This is a genomic window from uncultured Psychromonas sp. (assembly GCF_947489755.1).
GTDB lineage: Bacteria > Pseudomonadota > Gammaproteobacteria > Enterobacterales > Psychromonadaceae > Psychromonas.
In genome coordinates, this window is sequence record NZ_CANLFB010000018.1 from 67689 (window position 1) to 90612 (window position 22924).

Below are 22924 nucleotides of genomic sequence, written 5' to 3' on the forward strand. Positions count from 1 at the left end.
TCACTTAAAACGAGACGGGTATAGCGCTTTTATCCTGTTTAAAAATGATAAATCGAGTAAGATAAGCACCTGAATTTTATCAAGGAGTTACAAATGAATATGCTGGATGAGGTAATTAAGATCCTAACGTATTACCATGGGGAAAATAACTTTAATATGAACCCTCTTGTACCACGTGAAATCGAGCATTATGCGCGTGCGGTATTAGACATTCCCGATGATGAATATGTGTTGGCAGCAATGCGCACCTCTTTTACGCAGTTTCATAGAGGTTTAATCATTGGCCGTGATGCGCTTTATTGGAAAAATGATCATAAAATTGAAACCACCGTTAATAAACTAACGTGGAAAGAATTAAGTGAACGTAAAAGCCAGTTCCGTCCTCGCCGCAGAATCGTTGAATTAGGTGATGGCGCTGTCTTTGATAATATAGGCTCACACAACAAGCCTAGTACTATCGTTAATTTGCTTGACTTGTTAATCGATAAATATGAATCACAAGAAGGCGATAGTGATGGGTTCATTTTCGATGAAGCAAGTCTTACCGATATGATACGTACAATCCCTGAGAACAAAGCAGAAATTAAAGCAGAAAGCGCAGCTAGTTCAGCAGACGCTGCAACAGTCAGTTTTATGTCGATTATTACCAGTTTATTGAAAAAATTAGTCGGTAAATAGCATTCAAATTGCTTTAAAATCCATTTATTTTTTAAGCTTAATGTTTTCGGTTAAGGTTTTCGAAGTTAAAGTAAAGCATTACTTTAACCTGAAAATACCCTCTATTTACATAGAGGGCTTTATTCTCAAAAGTATACGTTATGGTCAATAAACACTTCACTTCTTATCTGAATACAAGTTTATTTATACTTGTTCTTCTAAATCAGAAACTAACAGTGGCTGCGAACGATAAGTGGCTCCAAAAAGTGCAATCAACGTTGCAGTCATCATAACTAAAACAATTGGCCACAATGAGTCATGACTTAATATGGCTGCAACAGCACTAACAACAGCGCCTAAGATATATTGTGTCGCACCTAATGTGGCAGCAGCAATACCTGCATTTTTTCCAAAGTAATGCATAAAACACGCACTAGAGTTAGGAATCACCCCACCTATTGGCGCAGTGATAAGTACAAAACCAGCAACAGTAAACCATAAGTTATTAGGGAAAAAGGCGGTCGCGATCACTAAGATAATTGCACCAACCAACTGAACACTTAAGAATAATTTTAAGAGTTGGTTTGGCTCATAATGATTTAATAAATAATGATTAATTCTGTTAACAATCGAGACACCCACTACATTTAAAATTAATAAAGCAGAGAAAAATGTTTCACTAACATGAAAATGTTCTATATAAGCAAAAGGTGCATTCGTTAAAAACGTCATTAACACTGAGAAACAAAAACCTTGAGCAACGAGATAACCTAATGCACGTCTTTCTTTAAATACGCTTAAGTACCCCCCCCTTTTAACACTCTTATCCAGTTTAGCCACTTTAGGCATAATGACGATAACCATTATCGTCACCATCACGCCAACTAGTCCCAATGATGTGAAAATCCATCCCCAGTTTAATAATTTTAAGATAAGTGTTCCTACAGAAGGTGCAATTGAGGGAGCTAACATAGTGATCAACATAATCAATGAAAACAATCGAGCGGAATCTTTACCAACCGAATTATCACGGATAATAGCCGGTACACCAACAACAGCAATACCCCCACCAATAGCTTGTATTAATCTAATTCCCCAAAGCATTTCCAATGAGTTTGCATAAGGTATAAAAAAACTAGCAACGCTAAATATAACGAGTCCAAATACGATGATTGATTTACGACCAAAACGATCTGATAACGGTCCCCCAATCAATTGCCCTATCGCTAACCCAAAAATATAAAGGCTGACGGTAATGGCAACCATCGAGATATCTGTATTAAGATCATTTGCCATCACTGGAATTGCCGATAAATAGCCATCAGTCGCAAAAGGTGTTAATGCAGAAATACCTGCTAATAATATTAATAATGGTGTTGAAATATATTTATTCATAAAACCTCTTAACTCACTTTTCATTTAACGGTTTGCTGACTGATTTACTTTTATTTTTATTTTTACTTTCTAGAAAGCTAATAATAAGTGTATTTTACCTTTCTAGCAAGGTATATTAACGAAATAAAAAAGGTAACCTTTATGATCAAACAAACACCTGTTAATGAAATATTAATCAATACTAAAAATAATTGGCCTGAATCGAATCAAGATTTATCACCTGAAATATTACGTATTCATAGAATTAGTACTTATTTACACCGTAATCTTGAACAAGTTTTAAGTCATTACACAATACAACCCGCTGACTTTTCTGTTCTAGAAACACTAAGAAAAGAACCACTGCCACATTGTTTAACACCTACAGAGTTATCTAGCGCGATGTTATTCAGCTCAGGTGGGTTAACTAAAGTATTAAACCGCCTCGCCGTGGCTGATTTCATCATACGCATTGATAACCCTAACGATAAACGCGGAAGGCTCGTTCAATTAACAGAAGCAGGTAAGCACTTAATTGATAACGTTATTGTTGAATTACATGCTGATGAACAAAAAAGAATGTCGGTATTAAGCGAAAATGAAAAAGCACAATTAAATACGTTATTAGAAAAAATACTCCATGTTTGGGAGTAACTAACGTAACTTAATGTCAAATAACTTAATACACCTAATCTAATGGCAGTAAGTTGATGTGAAATAATTCAATAAAAATAACTATTTTTAAAACTAATGAAATAAACCAAGAAGAGAAATTTATGAAAAGAATAGACTTAAGTAATACGGTGTTATTCGTAGCAATCAGTTGTTTTTTAATAGCGGCATTAATGGTATTTGGATCTTCAATTGGCTTATGGGAACCGATTGTCGGTTTTGGTGCAAGTAGAAACTATAACAATATATTAGGCTATATCGTCGTTGTATCGGCAAGTATTTCAACAGTATTCAATCTATATGGTAAGCAATTTAAATCAGCGGTAAAGTCATTAATTGCATTAGTATTAGGGTTAATGATCTTAGCGCCTGCTATAGCGAACATGATAAAAGAACCAACTCGTTATCCGCCTATCCACGATATTACAACTGATACTCAAACACCGCCGCAATTCACCTTTTTAACGGATCAACGCCCAGGTTCAAAAAATACCTTAGTTTACGGTGGCGAAGAAATTGCTCAGCAACAATTAAAAGCATTTCCTAATATTAAACCACTTACCGCTAACCTTACTGCTGAAAAGGCCTATGATAAAGCAATGATAATAGCAAATTCAATGGGTTGGAAGATTGTCGCTAAAAACCCAGCTTTATATACTATCGAAGCAACAGCAAGAACTGCATTTTTTAATTTTGCTGATGATATTGTTATTAGAGTATCAGCCGAAGAAACCGGTAGCCGTATTGATATTAGAAGTGTGTCTCGTATTGGGCGTGGTGACAGAGGTGTTAATGCAAAACGTATTACTGAATTCTCTAAAAGATTCGCTAACTAGCAGACTAATTAAAACCGAACGACATACAAAAATGGCCACAGTAATAGTGGCCATTTATCTCATTTAATTAACATAATGACTTAAACCATATCATAGCGAAGTTAACATTAATTTAATTAACATGTTAATAACTATAGTTATCATGGTTATTGCTTAACTCGTAGAAAGTCGCTTTTGCATAGTCGTCGGTATCACTATCACACTCTTCTTCTTCGTCATCACAATCTTGTAAATAGATGCCTGCTTTGAAATACATATAATTATCAGAATCATCATAACCACTGTCAGACATATCAATATCTTCATCAGCTAATGTTTTTCCATTTTGGCTAATAGTAACATTCATATCATCGCCATCGACAGTGATGCTGTAAGAAAACTCTTCATCTAAAGCAATGCCATCAGATGGGTCGGTATCATAGCCTGAATCTTTAAAACCATCAGAATCTACCATGTCACCTAATAAGTTATACCAAGTTTCATCTCCACCATCTGATTTAGATGTTTCATGTGCAAAGTAAATAGACCCATTCGTATTGCCTGGTAGTTTGTGATAATACAATCTAATGGGCTCATTACCGTCAGCGTGTATTTGCCCAATGACGATACGCCCAACTTGCTCATCATTTGAGCTAGTCGTCGTTACATGGTTAACTGCTAAAGTAGCGCTTAAAACACCATCTATTCCACCAAATTCATCTTCATCACTACTTGAAATGCTTGAAAATGCCCAGTTATTTAATCGACCGTTGGCATCTCCATCATCATCTGCATCATAGCTAGTATCGATACTAGTATCACCACGACGTAGCATTTCACGAAGTTCTGTTCGTGTAAATTTAGTGCCACTAGATGTTTTTACTCCATCAATAGGTGTTATGAATACCATTCCGCCATCATCACCAGTATAAAAATACTCATCTTCATAACCAGAAGATAATTCACTTTCTTTAATGGAGGTTGCTTTTCCACTCCCATTATCTACTGGAATGCTCAAATACCAATCTATTAGTTCAAAATTACCTGATGGGGCAACAGTACTATCAAGTCCATAATCCGTTGCTGCACTTACATTCGCAGTATAAACACTGCACATTAATGTACCGATTAACAACGATAATTTGCTTTTTTTAAAACTCATATTCATTAGTATTTCCTTGTAATAATTATTTAATTAAACTTATATTTGAAATATTCAAATGAATAGCTATGGGCGTCGATATAGCTTTCCAAATATAAACATCTAGCAACGCCTTGAATAACTTAAAACAACTAAATAATTCTTTAAGGTGTTTTTCTAGATGAACTAATGCCCTATTAAACGAAAAACAACACAAACAAAACAACAACTTACATCGCTTTGTTAATCGGTATTCTTCATTTTATATTACTGCCCAAGAACATTAACATTCTTTTTTTGATCTATTGATGATAACGATTACTATTTGTGATAAAGGTATTAAAATAATACAAATTAGGTATTTTAAGTGAACTAAAATGCGAAGTAGGTACTCATACTAAATATTTGCAGGTCGTGAGAACTCTAAATCAATAAGGGAATAGTTTTGAAACCAAAGATGTTGAAATAAACAATATTAAAAACAGGCTAAAAGTGAATCAAAGAATATTAGTTAAATATTCATCGTTTAATTTTTTGTCGGCATCGTACAGCGATCATTCTTATATTATTAAACATTTATTTTTATCGCATTAATCAATATAAACAATCTGATATAATCCACATAAGACCAATACAAAAATTTATACTCATTAAAATAAATTATTTTTTATCACAGGAAAAATTATGTTCAAAAAACTTATGATCGTGACAACAGTAACTATGTTGACAGCTTGTAGCGTAATAAAAGATTACGTAAAACAACCGGACGTTAACTATAAGTCATTTGCGATTGGTGAAGTGTCGATGGATCGGATTGAACTTAATCCGACATTTAATATTGTAAACGGTAATGCATTTTCGTTACCGATTAATAGCGTAACTTATGAACTTTCATTAAACGATGAAAAGATGCTAGCTGGTGAAACCGATGCCATTGGTACTTTACCTGCAAATGGAAACAAAGATGTAAGTCTGTCGCTTGCTTTAACACAAGAAACACTAACATCTTTACAGCAACTTTTATTTAAAGAAAGAAAATTAGATTACCAAATTAAAGGTAATGTAAATTCATTAGGTTTAGCGATTCCTTTTGAACGCTCTTCAACTATCTATATCCCAGAAGTTTCAATTGCCGACCTTAAGGTTGTCAACGCAAGTTTTAGCCAATTAGATATTATATTAAGTGTGGATGTTGATAATCAGAATGATTTCAGTTTACCGTTAGATGATGTTAATTATTCAGTCTCTTCAAAAGGTAGTGAATTATTTAAAGGTGCATTAAACAGCCAAAAAATAACAGAAGGTAAAAGTAACCTGCAATTACCATTAACTATTAAACCAAGTGATATGTTCAGTAATGTATTCGCGTTATTGTTGAGCCCTGAGCTACCATTACACTTTGAAATTACATCACCACTCTTTACAAAATCTTATGATCAAACGATTAACTTATCGTCATTTATTCGTTAAGTAAAAAATAACCACAGCGCTTCTATATCGAAGCACTGTGGTTAAATTGCGATAAAGCTATATCAAAATGAATGCTTTAGGCAGCTAAAAATCTTAATAAGGCACTACATAACCTCATCTCTCGATAAACAAAGCGATACCACCGCTATTTCTGCGTTAAATTACCTCTCAGTAACCCGTTATTGATTCAATAATGCCTCTCGAACTATACAAAACGAATGGCACTGACTAATCAAAAGATATGATTCCACTTTGATTAACCAAAATTGAGGTTAGTTAATTAGAATAAGATGTCTGAGCGTTACATTTCATGCTCATTTATGTTAAGAGTAAAGGCTCAACTCAGTTAGATTAGAATCATAAATTAAACTAGCTAAACTAGCACAGGCCTTAAATATTAACGAAAAAGTAACCGTTTTCAGGTGAAAATAGAGCGATTACTTATGGTGATAGCAAGAGGAATAAATAGGAATATCAATTGCATAAAAAAGTAGCGTTAAAGTGTATGACCTATACCTTCATGTTCATTATAGTGAATGAGTAAATTTAGGTGGATTTAAAAGCCAAGGTGTTAACTCACTCGCAGGTTTAGGTCTACTAATGAAATACCCTTGTGCTAATTCACAATTATATTGAGCTAGCCATAACAAGGAGAACTCATCCTCAATACCTTCGGCAACCACTTTAAGGCCCATGTTATGTGCTAAATCAATAGTAGATCGAACAATAATTTGATCATCGATATCATGCTCAAGACGTTGAATAAATGATTTATCTATTTTTAATTCATGGACAGGAAGTTGCTTAAGCTGTGCTAATGAAGAGTAACCTGTTCCATAATCATCAATCGAAATTCTAAAACCGTAGTCTTTAAATTTACCTAATAATTTAATAGCTGATTTTGGATCCTCTACAACCGAACTTTCTGTGACTTCAAGTGTAATTTGTTGTGGTTTAATGTTTTGAATCCTCATCATTTTACAAACAAACTCATAAAAATCAGACTCTTTCAAATTCTCAGCAGAAATATTAACAGAAATATTAATACCAAGGCCTAACTTATTCCATTCAGCACATTGCATCAACGCAGCGACAAAGACCCAACGAGTTAACCCTTCGATCTGTCCTGTTTTCTCTGCAATGGGAATAAAATTATCAGGGGGAATCATACCAAGTGTTGGATGTGTCCAACGCACTAATGCTTCTACATGCGTTACTTTTAATGAATATAAACATAACTTAGGTTGGAAATGGAGTTCAAATTGGTTACAAGGAATTGCTTGTCTTAAATCATTAATCAAGTTTAATCGTTCAACTGAATTAATGTCTAAATTAGGCTGATAAACTTGAATGAGACTACCGTTATTTCTTGTATGATGTAAGGCGGTATCTGCCATTTGTACTAATCTAGTGACATCTGAAGTATGTTCTGGATAGAGGGCAATCCCCATCCTCACTTGGAGTTGAAGACTAATTCCTTGAAAACAAAATACATCCTCTAACCCTTTATTAACTTGAGCACTCACCTCATTAATTTCCATTGAATCTAAGATTAAAATAAATTCATCGGCCCCTAGGTGAACTAGAAATTGTACATGTTGATGCTCTGAAATAGTTTGTAAACGAATCGCGAGTGTTTGAATAACTAAATCGCCGACGTCATACCCTAATGTTGCATTAACATCTTTTAAACGACTTAAATTTAAATGCACCATCATAAAGTGATCATCTTTCAATGCAGATAATACTTCATTAAGTCTGTGTCTATTAGGTAAATCGGTCAGGAGATCGTGATTAGCAAGACGAATAATCGCCTCTTCACGTTGTGCAAGCGCCAGTTGCATATGATTAAATTCATTGGCAAGTTGACCTATTTCATTCTTCTCTGTGAACTTGATTTTTTGTTCAAAATGGCCTGCGGCAATCACTTTTGCGTGAGCGACTAATCGGTTAATGGGCTTACTAATAGAAGCCGCAACTAAATAAGCACCAGATAATGAGGCAAAAAATGTTAATGCCGCCAATAACAAAAGTTGCAGCCATTGTTCTTCCAGTAGTGAAACAATATTCTCACGTAAACTATACATATAAACACCTAATTCTCTCTGATTAAATTGAGATATAATGGTGTGCGTAGCGATATATTGCTCTGGTGTAATATTTTGATTAACTGATTTGGCTAATGCTAACTTTTCTGTATTACTCATTTTAATGTTTTGTTTTGAAGAAGCTTGAAGCGTAAATGTTCCATTTTCTTTTAAAATAAAATCAGTTTGTAAATGCGTAATACTTTTAAATTCATTTGCTAATGCTTGATTAATTTCAAAACCAAAAACCAACCAGCCAATATTTTTAGAGCTAGACTTAATAGGGGAAATACTGATCTGATAAAGTACATTATCAATAATATATATCTTAGAATGTTGTCTAGAAGTTAACCAATCTGGATAACGAAATAAAGAACCTAATTCATTTCCAGATTTTATAGTATTATTTTTGATAATTTCTGAGCTTTCATATGAAAATTCAGATTTGATAAAGTGACGTTGTAATTGACCAGTAATAACACCATCGACAGAAATCGCCATTGCAAGATCAGTATTAATACGTTGTCTATGGTTATTCAAAGAAAGTAATAAATGTCTAATATCTTCATTATCAAATACTTTTTTTACACCGTGATCAGTTGCTGCAATATCAGTAAAAGCTGATAAGTAGGCTAAGCGTCGTTCAAATAACTCAGTAAAAATAGTTATTCCCGTGGTTAATCGGTTTTTAATTTCGGCGTCTTCTTGGCTTTTATTAGCACAATATAACGACCAAAATGCAATTCCCTGCACCATTAATAATATAGAAACAAATAACAAAAATATTTTGTTTTTAAGGCTCTTCATTACGTATTTATTTCCATATATTTATATCGTGTTAATAGCCGAAAGCTAATATTTGGACTTCTTTCTTTATCCACCTCTTAAATGTACTTATTAAAGAATATTTAAAAAGGCTAAGACTGATTAACTTATATTAAGAATCATCATCTTAGTTTGTTTTTATGCATCTAAATTGCACTAAAATTCAGTCTATACTAATTAATTAACAATCAATAGAGGCCAATATGTGACCTTTGTCATATTGGATATAAATCCAACTTATAAATCACATATATTTGATATTAAAGATAAATATAAAAATTACCTATCATATCAAAATGTTATTTATCATTTTTCAACTCTAAATGAGAGTGATTATTAACAATTTGATTTTAATCATACTCTTATTGTCAATAATCTAGATTTATTCAAAAAAGATAAATTAAAAATGTCATCTAAAAGGTTGTCTTTGTGCTCTTTTAGGGTGCGATTTACAGACTGATAGATTAAAAAATATAAATATATAAAATTAAGTCAAATAATATCAATAAGATAGAAATGACACTTATATTGGAATAATTGTTGCTTTGATCGTAACCATTAACAGGAAAGGAATCATTTAATTTAATAGAAGGGGAAGACTATGTCTTATTTAAGCGGTTTTAAATGTGTAACAAAAATAGCGAGAGTTGTTGAATATAAAAGATTCATTTCATTACGTGATACTCTATTAGAATTTTTTATTATTGGGATAATCGTATTACTAGCGACCATTTTCAAAATATCAGCAGCATTAAACAACTCAACATCTAAAACTTAAAAATCAGTCATTAGCTAGATTTTAAAAGTACTCACGTTAAAAAGTACTGAGTTTTCAATAAGGCTTTTCAAAGGAATGAAAAATGTCGACACAATTACAGATTTCAGTTGGAGAATATTCAGATAAAGGATTAAAGCCAGTCAATCAAGACGCTTATGGTATTTACATTCCACAAGAACCTATTTTAACGAGTAAAGGTATCGCCATTGCAATTTCAGATGGCATCAGTAGTAGTGACGTTAGCCAAATAGCCAGTGAAGCAAGTGTTAAGTCTTTTCTTGAGGACTATTTTTGTACCTCGGAAACCTGGTCGGTGAAGAAGTCTGCGCAGCAAGTTTTAGTCGCGAATAACGCCTGGTTATACTCACAAAGCCAGAAGAGTCATCATCGCTTTAATAAAGATAAAGGGTACGTTTGTACTTTTAGCGCGCTTATTATCAAGTCAACCACAGCCCACCTTTTCCATGTTGGCGATTCACGCATCTATTTACTGCGTGATAATAAACTGCAATTATTAACGGAGGATCACCGTCATTGGGTATCTAAAGATCAACATTACCTGTCCAGAGCAATGGGAATAAGTGCATACGTTGAGATTGATTATAATATCATTAACCTAGAAATAGGTGATGTTTTCATACTGGCGACCGATGGAATATATGAACACAATAATGAAGCATTTATTATTGAAACAATTGAAAAGTATAAACAAGATTTAACAAAAGCTTGTGAAGTAATTGCACACAATGCACTAAAGCAAGGCAGTGACGATAATTTAACACTTCAAATCATCGATATTGTTAATTTGCCAAGTAAAACTTCCGATGAGGTTTATGCTCAACTTACAGCTCTGCCATTCCCCCCTATTTTACACGCGCGTATGCAATTTGATGGCTATGAAATTATTGATACATTACACGATAGTAGCCGTAGCCATATTTACTTAGCCATTGATAACCACAGCCAACAAAAAGTTGTCATCAAGACACCTTCAACGGATTTATCTTCTGACCCTGCTTATTTAGAACGCTTTTTAATGGAAGAATGGATAGCGCGTCGCATCGATAATGCACATGTATTAAAGCCTTGTTTACAAATGCGTGAACGTCATTTTATTTACGTTGCTAGTGAATTTATTGAAGGTCAAACTCTCACACAATGGATGATTGATAATCCAAAACCTGATTTAGAAAGTGTCAGAGTCATTGTTGAGCAAATTGCCAAAGGTCTATTGGCTTTCCACCGACAAGAAATGATCCATCAAGATTTACGACCAGAAAACATTATGATAGACAACAAAGGCTTGGTAAAAATAATTGATTTTGGTTCTACTAAAGTGGCTGGATTAATGGAAATAAACTCACCATTAATGCATCAAGATAACTTAGGAACAGCGCAATATACAGCACCAGAATACTTTTTAGGGGAACTTGCTGCAAGTAATGCAGATATCTTCTCATTAGGTGTAATGACTTATCAAATGCTAACTGGAAAGCTTCCCTTTGGGGCTGAAGTTGCTCGTGCTAAAACCAAATCAGCACAAAAACGTTTACAATATCACTCTGTTCTTGATGATGATCGTGAAATACCTGCATGGATAGACGATACACTTTGGAAAGCACTTAACCCTAACCCACAAGATCGCTACCATGAATTATCTGAATTTTTATATGATTTACGGAATCCTAATAAAGCCTTTTTAAATAATATTCGCCCGCCTTTATTGGAACGAGACCCATTATTATTTTGGAAAGGTCTATCCGCTGTACTGAGCGTGATTATCTGTGTTCTTTTATTTGTATTGAATGGGCAATCATAAGCGGAGTGTAATAAATATGATTGCTGAAATGAAAAGTTAACTAAAAAATCTTTGCGTCGCTAAAAGCAATGCATCAACAAGTTAAAAAGAGACATTTCCAATCATTTTTAGCTTGTTGATATACTTCTAATGACCCTGTTTATTTATTTTCATTATCATTTATGCACTTATTCTCTGAATCCAAGCTGCTAAGAACAGCTTCATTATTATCCGTATTATATTGCTGCTCAGTTAAACTTTCTTCGCTATCAGCACACATATAAATTCGACTAGAACAAAATGGAGTTAAGGGTAAAGCTGAGGTCATATTAAGCTCTTCTTCATTATTATCGTTATTAATATTGTCATTCATCCCTAACTTGTTAAGAATTCGCTGTGCCCAAGCCCATGAAATTAAACCAAATAAAATAGCACCCACCGCTTGACCAGCAACAACACCTAACGCGCCAAACCATTCACCGCCAAAATAAACAAATGGAATGGTACCGATCGTTGCTTTACCTATATTCATGACGGTAGAAGTACTCGGGTATCCTAAATTATTAAATGTCCCATTAGCAATGAACATCACACCGTTAAATATAAAGACAATACATAACCAAGTGCAATAAAAATCGATCATTTCTGCGGCATCACCCTGCGCACCAAAAGCACTAATAATATAATTTTTAGATAGGCCGATAATTGCGGCTATCACCACTACATAAGCGGCGGTGAATTGCAGTGCTCGTTTATTAGTAAGACGCACGCGGTCGTATAATAACGCACCAAAATTTTGTCCTATAATAGGACCAACAGCACCTGATATTGCAAAAATCATCCCAAAAGCAACTGGTAATAAGCGCCCTATAACAGCCCAACCAGCAACATAACTATCTCCGAATGAGGCAATCATCATGGTGACATAAGCATTACCTAAAGGGGTTGCGATATTGGTGCTCATTGCAGGAATCGCAACGTTAAATATTTCTTTTTGGTCAGCAAGCCATTGTCTATAATCAAATTTCCCCATTAACTTATGAATGTGCGTAACACCGTATAACGCCACCCAAGCAACGGCAAACCGGGAAATAACAGAAGCGATAGCAGCACCATGTAGCCCTAAACCAAAAGTAAATATAAACAGTGGGTCCAATATGGCATTCACACCACCACCCGCTAAAGTTGAATACATCGCAAGTTTGGCATCACCAACAGATCGCAAAGCAGCACCCGCGCTCATAGCAACACACAAAACAGGTAAAGAGGGTAAAAGAATACGTAAGTAGCTGACGGCTAAATCATGTGTTTCACCTTGAGCACCAATTAAGCTAACCAATTCAGGTGCAAAGTACCAAGTTAACCCTGCAATAATAACGCCGACGATAAAACCTGAGACTAAAATATTAATCACTAAACGCCGGGCTTTTTCTCGATTTTGTTGTCCAATCGCTTTAGAAACTAATGCAGTCATCGAAATCGATAAGCCAATACTGATAGAGGTAGTAAAGAAGGCAATTGTTCCAGCATAACCAACCGCTGCAGCGAGTTCAGTTTCACCCAGCAAACTAATGAAGAAGAGATCGGCCAAATCAACAATAAATAGCGCCGTTAATCCAATCGCATTGGTTGATGACATAACAATAATATGATTGAAAATATTACCGCTAACAAATTTTCCTTTTGCCATGAGCTAAATTCCAAATACAAAATACAAAATACAAAATACAAAATACAAAATGAGAGAATATGAAAATCAACAGGCTCAATAGTAAAACAGTATTTGACTGAGCTGTTAGTGACTAAATAATAGAGAAACTTTACAAAAATAAACTTAAAGCTGGTGAGTATAGTAGATATCGAGCAAGGAGACGAGGCTAGAAATGAAAAAAGCCAGCAAGATGCTGGCTTTACCGATGTAAAAAACTAATTAACTATTATTTTTTGTATTCATCATGTGATGTTTTAATTTTGTAGAAGGTAGCTTGTACAAAATCTTCTGGGTCACCAGAGTTGTTTTGGTTGTATGCACCCACTTTAAAGTACATGTAACGACCACCTTGGTCATAACCACTTTTGCTCATATCAACAACTTGAACAGCATCATCTTTTCCATCACGTTTTACGGTAACAGTCATTGTGTTGCCTTCAACTTTAATTTGGTATGAGAATACTTCACCTAACGCAATACCATCATCAACTTCACCACTTAAATCGCCTACTAAACTAAAGTAGTTATCTGAACCTTCAAGTGTATTTTCATGTGCAAAGTAAACTGAACCAGTGTCTCTGTTTGGTAATTTACGGTAGTAAAGACGGATAGGCTCATCATCTTGGTCATGGATTTGACCGATAATGAAACGACCTACTTGGCCTAACTCACCTGTAGACGTTGTATGATCTACTTTCATTGTGACATCTAACGTACCATCAACACCACCAGCGGCTTCAAGATCAGATTCTGGCGCACTACCAAATACCCAGTTATTTTTGTTAACACCTTTAGTAGAGATAGACTTATCGCCTCGGCGTAACATTTCACGCATTTCAGTACGTGTGTATTTAGTGTTTTTAGAAGTACGAGTCCCTTTAATGAATGTTTTAATCACTAAACCACCGTCATCACCAGTATAAAATAACTCTGGTTGCTCGTAACCTTGGTTTAAGTACCATTCATCAACATTATCAGGTTTACCATTTTTATCATGGTCAAACGGTTGTGATAAATACCATGTTGTTAAATCAAAGTTTTCACCAGGTTTGTTACCCGCTAATGGAACTGCTGGGATTGTTGGTGATTTTAATGGCACATCCCACCACGTTTTTTTGCTACAATCAGAAACCGCTGAATCACATTTTAAAGGAACATGCGTACCGAAGTCCCCTAAACGCAATGCTTTCATTTTAGCTTTTTCTTTCGCTTTTTTAGCTTTTGCTGCTTTGTCTAAGATTTTATTTTCTGCTGCATTTGCTGCAATAACATCATCAGTAATAAATTCATTTGGAAGACAAGTATTAACGGCACAGTTTACTGCATAAAACTCAGTCACACTGTTCCACATGTTTTTAGTGTTACCGTGACCTACGTATTTAATATAACGTGCTTTAACGGCAGTAAATGGGAAACGTTCAATTGACGTTACCTTACCTGATGATTTCATGCCTTCAAGAACCGTTGTCCATGTTTTGCCATCTTCACTCACTAAGATATCAAAATTACTAGCACGTTGATGACCTTTAGAGAAAGCGATTCGCACAGCATCAAATTCAGCAACTTGACCGTAATCTAAAGTAGCGTAAGCATTATCACCACTTGCAGACCAACGTGTTGAAATGTCACCATCGATTAAACGATCTGGGCCATTTCCGTCATGAACACTAGATTCTGTAGCGACAACGGTTAGTGCCGCTTGAGTACCTGCTAAGTTAATTGGACCTGTTGGCTCATCTGTTGTAGTAGCACAACCTGATAATGCAACAGCAATAGAAGTACTTAAAAATAAACTTAATTTTCCGTGTTTCATTAGAACCCTTATTTATATTATTTAATGATGTAACAAATGCAATTTCAAGCTGTATAAAATGATTATTTATATCGACCAAATCTGCAGATGGTGCTCTTTATTTCTTGCTTATAAGCCTACATTAAGTTTTTCTAGTAAGTATTGAACATTGTCAGAAAGTCTAAACTAGATCTCAGTTTGAGCATAAAATTCCTAAGAAGTTAGATCTACTGAAAGTTTAATTAAAAAACCTAACGCCTACATATTAGGCACCTAGAGCAATAAAGCACAAGTTAGTTACTCATTTTATGATTAAAATAGTAATTAGGGCTCATTCTATTTTTTGCTAAAAATGCAGTTTATTTTTTAAATAAATAACGATCTGAAACGTATCTATTTTGCCATCGATATTTATTCTAATGAAAGAACTAAGTAAAGAGTTTAGAATTGAATGAAAAATTCAAAGTGCTTCATTTGTATTATTAAAATGCAACAATCAACCATGTTAATAACGTTTCAATATATTCCTCTCCCCTTATTTACTTTAATTTTTATATGATTAATGGACATGACTTCAGTATGAGTGTGCAAAGTGTATTTCGATTCTCTCGTTACATTTTTACTTTATGCCCATTAAATTATATCGATAGTTTTATCACTTCCCCTTAAATTTCTAGCCTAATATGTTAATGTAGACTGACTGAACTTAGCGTTATTCATCAATTTATTAATGGAGAACTTCTAATGAACAAGTCGACACAATGCTTACAAAAACTTGAAATTAATGGCGAAACTTGCCACTACTACAGTTTTGAGGGATTAGCAGATAAATATGACCTTTCTCGTTTACCCTTCGCCGCAAAAATCCTATTAGAAAATTTATTACGTCATGCCGATAGTGATTTCGTCCAACAGCAAGATATTGATACCCTCGCAAAATGGGATGTAGATAATTGGCAAGATACCGAAATTGCCTTTGTCCCCTCTCGCGTTATATTACAGGATTTCACAGGCGTTCCTGCCGTGGTTGATTTAGCCGCAATGCGTGACGCTATCGTGAAGATGGGTGGACAAGCCGATAAAATAAATCCTTTAAACCCAGTAGAACTAGTTATTGACCATTCAGTCATGGTAGATGTTTTTGGACAAGCTGATGCCATGCAACAAAATACCGCGATTGAATTTCAACGCAATAATGAACGTTATCAATTTCTGCGTTGGGGACAACAAAGCTTTGATAACTTTAAAGTGGTACCACCAGGTCGCGGTATCGTGCATCAAGTAAACTTGGAGTATTTAGCAAGAGTTGTCTTTAACAAACCAGATCAAGATAACTTACTATACCCAGATACCTTAGTAGGAACTGATTCACATACCACCATGATCAATGGATTAGGTGTATTAGGTTGGGGAGTTGGCGGCATAGAAGCAGAAGCTGCGATGTTAGGTCAACCAGTCACTATGTTATTGCCAGAAATTGTAGGTTTCGAATTAACAGGTAAGTTACTCGCAGGTACCACTGCGACTGACTTAGTATTGACCGTAACAGAACAATTACGCTCGGCAGGTGTGGTAGGGAAATTTGTAGAGTTTTTTGGTGAAGGCGTCAATGAACTCACCTTAGCGGATAGAGCCACCATTGCAAATATGGCCCCTGAATATGGCGCAACTTGTGGTATTTTCCCTATTGATCATCAAACCACTGACTACTTACAATTAACCGGTCGTGATGACAAACATATCGATCGTATTAAAGCCTATCTAAAAGCAATGGATATGTGGGGAACCGAGTCGCAACAGAATGCGGTTTACCATAGTCAACTATCATTACAGCTAGAAGATGTAGTGCCTTCTATTGCAGGACCAAAACGACCACAAGATAGAATTTCATTAGATACAGCAGGCAAAGCTTACCGAGACTGGTTAGATTTACAAAACAACATCACACAAATAGATGCCAATCAACCCGAAAGTGGTTTCGAAAGTGAAGGAGGCCAACCTTCTACATTATTACCCTCAGATGAGGGAGACGCAGGTGTCCCTTGTCAATACGATGGCAAAGACTTTGTGCTCAAACATGGCTCAGTCGTTATTGCCGCCATTACGAGTTGTACTAACACCTCGAACCCATCGGTATTGATCGCCGCAGGGTTATTAGCGAGAAATGCAAAGCAGTGTGGTTTAGATGTTAAACCTTGGGTTAAAACCAGTTTTGCACCCGGCTCACAAGTTGTGACTGATTATTTACTTAAGTCCGGTTTAAACGAAGATTTAGATGCACTGGGTTTTCAATTAGTCGGATATGGTTGTACTACCTGTATTGGTAACTCTGGTCCTTTACCAAAAGAAATTAGCCAAGCAATCCATCAAGGTGACTTGTCGGTAACATCGGTATTATCAGGTAACCGTAACTTTGAGGGACGTATTCATCCAGAAGTACAAGCAAACTACTTAGCGTCACCACCTCTTGTTGTTGCCTATGCGTTGGCAGGCAATATGAAAATAGACATTGCCACAGAATCATTAGGGAATGATGCTTCAGGTAACCCCGTTTACTTAAAAGATATCTGGCCTGATAACCAAGAAATTAAACAATTTATTGAAAAATCCATCGACAGCGCTATGTTTACCAAACGCTACTCAGATGTTTATAGCGGCAATAAAGATTGGCAAGCATTAGACGTCATTCAAAGCCAAAAATATGATTGGCCTGATTCTACTTATGTCAAACTACCGCCCTTTTTTGATGATATTAGTGCGCAGATTCCAGAAATTAAGGATATCAACAATGCACGTTGTTTATTAAAACTAGGTGATAGTGTCACTACTGATCATATATCACCTGCAGGTTCCATTGCACTGGATAGCCCAGCTGCTGAGTACTTACAGAATGAGGGTGTTGCTGCTAAAGATTTTAACTCTTATGGGTCTAGACGAGGCAATCATGAAGTGATGATGCGAGGGACTTTTGCAAACGTTCGTTTACGTAACTTACTCGCTCCATGTACTGAAGGTTGTTGGACACGAATGATGCCATCTGGTGAAGAAATGAGTGTATTCGATGCTGCTATGCAATATAAACAACAAAACATTGCTTCAATTGTATTAGCAGGTAAAGAATACGGAACAGGCAGTTCTCGTGACTGGGCAGCTAAAGGACCTGCGCTATTAGGTGTTAAAGCAGTCATTGCACAGAGTTACGAGAGAATTCATCGTTCTAATTTAGTCGGAATGGGAATATTGCCACTGCAGTTTATGCCTGACGATAACGTCGATTCATTGAATCTGACTGGCGAAGAGGAATTCACTATTCCTGCGGTCACTAAAGGCCAAAAAACGGTGCTGGTATCAGTCGTTGATAAAGATAATAAAAAACAGTCTTTTGAAGTTAAGATTCGAATTGATACACCGAATGAGTTTAGTTATTACCAAAATGGTGGGATATTGCATTATGTGTTGCGCAACCTTGCAACAGAGCATTAATATTAACGTTCTTTAATCAGCACTTTTTTATTTTTGTTTTTAACTGTTATTTTTTAACACTTGATAATAGTTAATAGCTAATATTTTCAATAAATAAAGGCAGGCCTGTAGTGGTCAAGTAAATCTGGCCTGCCTTTATGATAACACCACTATAAAAAACGATAAAAAAATATCCTACTACCCTTCCGCGATCTATTTTCCTATTCTCTTACTAAATTAGAAAGGGCTTTGAATAGTTCAGGTGACGTTAACACTTGTGTTTTTTCTTGTTTATTCAAATAACCCACCGCTTCACTTATGGTGACCGCTTCAATTATTTTCATTGTAGCAGTCGCTTCAACAGGGTTTACTTGCCCACGTGGACGAGGAATCACACGATCGTTGTAAGCAAGATGAATAGCATTCCATTCTGGCTCACTGGCTAATTCAATTAAATCAGGACAAGTAATCAATGTTTCTTCATAAATGAAGTATGTTTCATCCATTGCTTCTCTAATAGCAGGTCTTTGTGTCTCATCTGGAGTACGTAATAAACGACATCTTTTTAATGTTGCTCCCACACTCCATGATCCCGTCAACATCGACAAAGGCACAGCGAGTAACATTCCAGCAAGAGCAGGTGATAACCAAGCCAATAGCGCTAAAGAATTAAAATAAGCGGCTACGGTTAAAAATACCCCGAACGCCATGTGCCAACGATGTCTATATACTAAATATTTAACAGGTAAGCTACCATCTCCTCGGCTTTGCGGATTCCAACCAGAATCTTGTCCCATTAAAATAGAGATAACAGCACCACTATGAATCAGCATCATAATAGGGGCTATTAAAGCAGACATAATAACTTCAAGAATAAAACTAAGGGTTAATACAATAAAGCCACCGGCACGCTTTCTTAGTTTTCCATCTAAAATATAGGAGATAAACCCCAGTGTTTTGGGTGTGAATAGAATCACCATCGTGAATATAAACAGACTCAGCGCACGCGCGGCATCCATGGTTGGCCATGATGGAAAAAATGAAAACTCATTAGCAAAATATTCAGGACGAATAAACTCTGCTTGCAAAGAAAGCCCTAAACCTACAAGAATCAATAACAACCATAATGGTGAAGATAAATATGACATAATCCCAGTGATAAGATGAATACGACTCACCCAGTGCAAACCTTTAGCAGTGACAATGCGACTATGTTGTAAGTTACCTTGGCACCAACGTCGATCTCGGATTGCAAGGTCTGTCATGGTAGGCGGACACTCCTCATAAGAACCACCCAAATCAGACGCAATAATCACACTCCATCCAGCTCGTCGAATTAAAGATGCTTCCACAAAGTCATGGCTCAGTATATGTCCACCAAAAGGTGGAGGTCCTTTAAGATCTGGTAAGCCAGCCGAAGACATAAATGCTTCTGTTCTTATAATGGCATTATGTCCCCAAAAATTACCTTCTTTATCCGTCCACCAAGCCAATCCAGTTCCTACGACAGGTCCGTACACACCCGTGGCAAACTGTTGTAACCTAGCCATTAATGTTGTGCCATTAATTAACTGAGGAATGGTTTGTATTAAACCAGTATCAGGATCCGCTTCCATTCGACGCGCCAATTGTATAATGGTGTCAGCTTCCATTAGGCTATCTGCATCTAATACTAATAAGTGATCATAGTGACTGCCCCATCGACGACAAAAGTCAGCTACATTCCCCGCTTTTCTGGCCGTGTTTTTATGACGACGGCGGTAATAAACATTAATTTTTTTACCAATTCGTTTACGTAATAAATGAAACGCAGCTTCTTCAGCAATAATAATGTCAGCATCAGTTGTATCACTGATAATAAACCAATCAAAGGCACTGCCTTCACCCATTTCACTAATAGCCATTGCCATCACTTCAATGGAAGCAAAGATTTGTTCAGGCGTTTCGTTATAGGTCGGCATTAGCACTGCGGTGCGGCTCATAAGCTTTGTTGTTAAAGGCTCAGGTGGAGAGCGCCTTTGACGAAGCACTAAAAAGAACCCCATGATGGAACTACTGAAAGCGACGGTGATCCAACTAAATGTTAACCCGAATAACAAAAGAAATAAGTACTGAACGAAAGTAGCCGACTCAATCGTCAGTACTGAACGCATTTCATTAATTCCCCAAATGGATAACAATAAAGCAGTGCCTAATACTAACCAACGTCGCCATGCATGAGAGCGACAACCGTTAGGGTTTATGGAAACGTGTTGAACCTCAGCATTAACCGTTGATAAAGATTGAGCTGGCATCTCACCACTATGTTCAACAGGCATGCCCAGCTCAATATCAGACTGAGCGGAACCAGAGTGAAAGTCAGTTTGATGTTCACCATCAATGTGAACACTATGGCCTTTTAAATTATTTAATTTTCCCTCTTTGGATTTGCACGTTTTCAGTTTGTCCATTGGTACATCCACGTTTCAGCTTTACGACCATCAGAAAATGCTAAGTCTAAACGCAGCTCAACTAAATCGACATCCAACGGATCTAATTCAAAGGTCACACGATATCCATCGTTATGTGGGTTGTCAGCGACTACTATGTTGTGAATTTCACCTGCAGAGTTTTCGATCATTGCTTTAGGAACTTGTTTTTCAATATCAATTAATGGGTTAGGAAATTTATAATCAATCACAAATAAACGTGTTGGTGTTGGGCCATTAATACTAGCTCGACCACTTTTTGTTGAATCAACTATTGCTTCACCTTGTTCTACACTCGGCTTTTTCCCCCAAAATAAACGATAGGAAAATTGATACTCCGACCCAGCAGGAATAACTTTACTAGGAGCCCAATAAGCAACAATATTATCGTTAATTTCAGATTGAGTAGGAATCTCTACTAATACAACGGCTCCCTTATCCCAATTCCCTATCGGCTCAACCCATAAACTTGGACGACGTTCATAATGTGCTTCTAAATCTTGGAAATTATTAAAGTCACGATTACGCTGAATCAAGCCAAATCCTAACGGTGCGTTATCTGAAAAAGCACTAATTTGCAGATTATTAGGGTTACGTAATGGTCGCCATAATCGTTCGCCGCGTCCATTGTGTATCAATAACCCATCAGAATCATGAACACGTGGACGGAAATCATCGACATTTTCTCTGCCATAAGAAGAGAACATAAACATACTTGTTTCTGTAGCTAACCCGACTTTATCTAAATCAACTCTCGGAAAAAGCGTCGCTTCAATATCCATCACCGTATTTTCACCCGGGCGTATTGTAAAACGATAAGCACCCGTTGTACTGGGGCTATCTAATAATGCATAAACAACGGTTGACGTACTTTCATTCGATGGTTTCTCAATCCAAAATGCACGAAATGCGGGGAACTCTTCGCCTTCTGGATCGGCTGTTTTTAATGCTAGACCACGAGAAGAAACTCCATATGATTGGCCCTTGCCCAAAGAACGAAAATAACTCCCCCCTTGGAAAACAGCTAATTCATCAAAGTAATCTGACTTATTCAAAGGATGATGCAAACGAAATCCTGCAAAGCCAATATCACCGGTAGGCAAAGGTTTATTCATGACTTCACCCGTTGTAAACATACTCGGATCGTAACGTACATGGGTAGAGGTGCCATCATCCACAATCGCTATTTCGACTGTTTCTTTAAAGTAGAAACCACGATTAAAAAATTGTACTTGGAATGGAAGATCGTCCTCAGCCCAGATAGAGGACGTTGGGTTAAAACGAATATCTCTATATTCGTCATAATTCAAATCTTGTAAAGCAGTCGGTAACGTAAGATCAGGCTCTTTATAAGGTAATTTAGCCAGTTTACGCGCTAAATCAGTAACGGTATTACGGTCAAATTTTCCATTTACTGCATAAAGTGCTTTCGATGCCTCTACCTCTTGTAATGAATCTGCTTGTGATGCTAAAGGAATCATTGAAATGGATAAACTGGGTAATAAAAGACTCATTACACTCAGGTTCCTCCAAAAAGTAGAACGTAAAGACTTATATAGTAATGGCATATTTAAACTCTTAAGTTATGAATGAAAAATAAAGTAACAAACGTTAAACTATTTTAGTTTGATATAAAAACCACCTATTAATTGGTAAGTAACCATTCAATTAGCAATAATTAAGTAGATAAAACAGTGACCTTCATAACTATCGACTACTAAACACTCTATAAGTTCTAAAATAATCATCAACAAATGACATTATAAAAACAAGCAAGAATAAATGGCCAAAAGACGTTTAAATTGATGTATGAGTAAATACCTTTTACTCCGTAACGCTGGCTTAACCATTCAAAGATTCTGATGTTAGATTTA

At 36.0% G+C, this 22924-nt stretch carries 12 protein-coding genes and 1 pseudogene; 6 read left to right on the plus strand and 7 right to left on the minus strand.

All coding sequences use genetic code 11. The features are described 5' to 3' along the window. The first annotated feature begins 93 nt into the window (after positions 1–93). Positions 94–678 (plus strand): hypothetical protein, encoded by a 585-nt coding sequence (locus Q0794_RS11540; RefSeq protein ID WP_298942029.1) that lies wholly within the window; start codon positions 94–96, stop codon positions 676–678. A gap of 183 nt (positions 679–861) precedes the next feature. On the opposite strand, the gene Q0794_RS11545 is transcribed toward Q0794_RS11540, so the two are convergent. Next, a complete protein-coding gene (locus Q0794_RS11545; RefSeq protein WP_298942031.1) occupies positions 862–2052 on the minus strand; it encodes a multidrug effflux MFS transporter in 1191 nt (396 codons plus the stop codon). Positions 2053–2193: 141 nt separating this feature from the next. Here Q0794_RS11545 and Q0794_RS11550 point away from each other — a divergent pair, with 141 nt between their 5' ends. Next, entirely contained in the window at positions 2194–2685 is a 492-nt protein-coding gene (locus Q0794_RS11550) for a MarR family transcriptional regulator (protein WP_298942033.1), read from the plus strand. A 122-nt stretch (positions 2686–2807) separates the two neighbouring features. Then, a complete protein-coding gene (locus Q0794_RS11555) occupies positions 2808–3539 on the plus strand; it encodes a DUF1499 domain-containing protein (protein ID WP_298942035.1) in 732 nt (243 codons plus the stop codon). 124 nt (positions 3540–3663) lie between these two features. On the opposite strand, the gene Q0794_RS11560 is transcribed toward Q0794_RS11555, so the two are convergent. After that, a complete protein-coding gene (locus tag Q0794_RS11560; protein WP_298942037.1) occupies positions 3664–4686 on the minus strand; it encodes a polysaccharide lyase family 7 protein in 1023 nt (340 codons plus the stop codon). A 657-nt stretch (positions 4687–5343) separates the two neighbouring features. Here Q0794_RS11560 and Q0794_RS11565 point away from each other — a divergent pair. Then, a complete protein-coding gene (locus tag Q0794_RS11565) occupies positions 5344–6129 on the plus strand; it encodes an LEA type 2 family protein (protein ID WP_298942039.1) in 786 nt (261 codons plus the stop codon). A 527-nt stretch (positions 6130–6656) separates the two neighbouring features. On the opposite strand, the gene Q0794_RS11570 is transcribed toward Q0794_RS11565, so the two are convergent. Then, positions 6657–9023 carry a GGDEF domain-containing phosphodiesterase gene (locus Q0794_RS11570; RefSeq protein ID WP_298942040.1) on the minus strand — a complete coding sequence of 789 codons (2367 nt, stop codon included), beginning with the start codon at positions 9021–9023 and terminating at the stop codon, positions 6657–6659. A gap of 878 nt (positions 9024–9901) precedes the next feature. Here Q0794_RS11570 and Q0794_RS11575 point away from each other — a divergent pair. Further along, the gene (locus Q0794_RS11575) at positions 9902–11638 is read left to right on the plus strand and encodes a bifunctional protein-serine/threonine kinase/phosphatase (protein ID WP_298942042.1); all 1737 of its coding nucleotides are present in this window, start codon (positions 9902–9904) and stop codon (positions 11636–11638) included. Between the two features lie 139 nt (positions 11639–11777). On the opposite strand, the gene Q0794_RS11580 is transcribed toward Q0794_RS11575, so the two are convergent. Both Q0794_RS11580 and Q0794_RS11585 read right to left on the minus strand, forming a co-directional pair. Next, a complete protein-coding gene (locus tag Q0794_RS11580; RefSeq protein WP_298942044.1) occupies positions 11778–13307 on the minus strand; it encodes an MATE family efflux transporter in 1530 nt (509 codons plus the stop codon). 247 nt (positions 13308–13554) lie between these two features. After that, positions 13555–15141, minus strand: a complete 1587-nt coding sequence (locus Q0794_RS11585; protein WP_298942046.1) for a polysaccharide lyase family 7 protein — start codon at positions 15139–15141, stop codon at positions 13555–13557. A gap of 723 nt (positions 15142–15864) precedes the next feature. On the opposite strand from Q0794_RS11585, the gene acnA reads away from it, so the two are divergent. Further along, positions 15865–18603, plus strand: coding sequence for an aconitate hydratase AcnA (gene acnA / locus Q0794_RS11590; protein ID WP_298942047.1), 2739 nt, complete (start codon positions 15865–15867; stop codon positions 18601–18603). A gap of 200 nt (positions 18604–18803) precedes the next feature. Here the strand turns inward: acnA and mdoH are convergent, their stop codons facing one another. Then, positions 18804–21032: a glucans biosynthesis glucosyltransferase MdoH gene (gene mdoH / locus Q0794_RS11595; RefSeq protein ID WP_298942049.1), complete on the minus strand. Its 2229-nt coding sequence runs from the start codon at positions 21030–21032 to the stop codon at positions 18804–18806. Then, positions 21020–22459, minus strand: a pseudogene (locus Q0794_RS11600) (glucan biosynthesis protein G); the annotation flags it as partial. The gene mdoH and the pseudogene Q0794_RS11600, both read right to left, overlap by 13 nt. Positions 22460–22924: the final 465 nt, after the last annotated feature.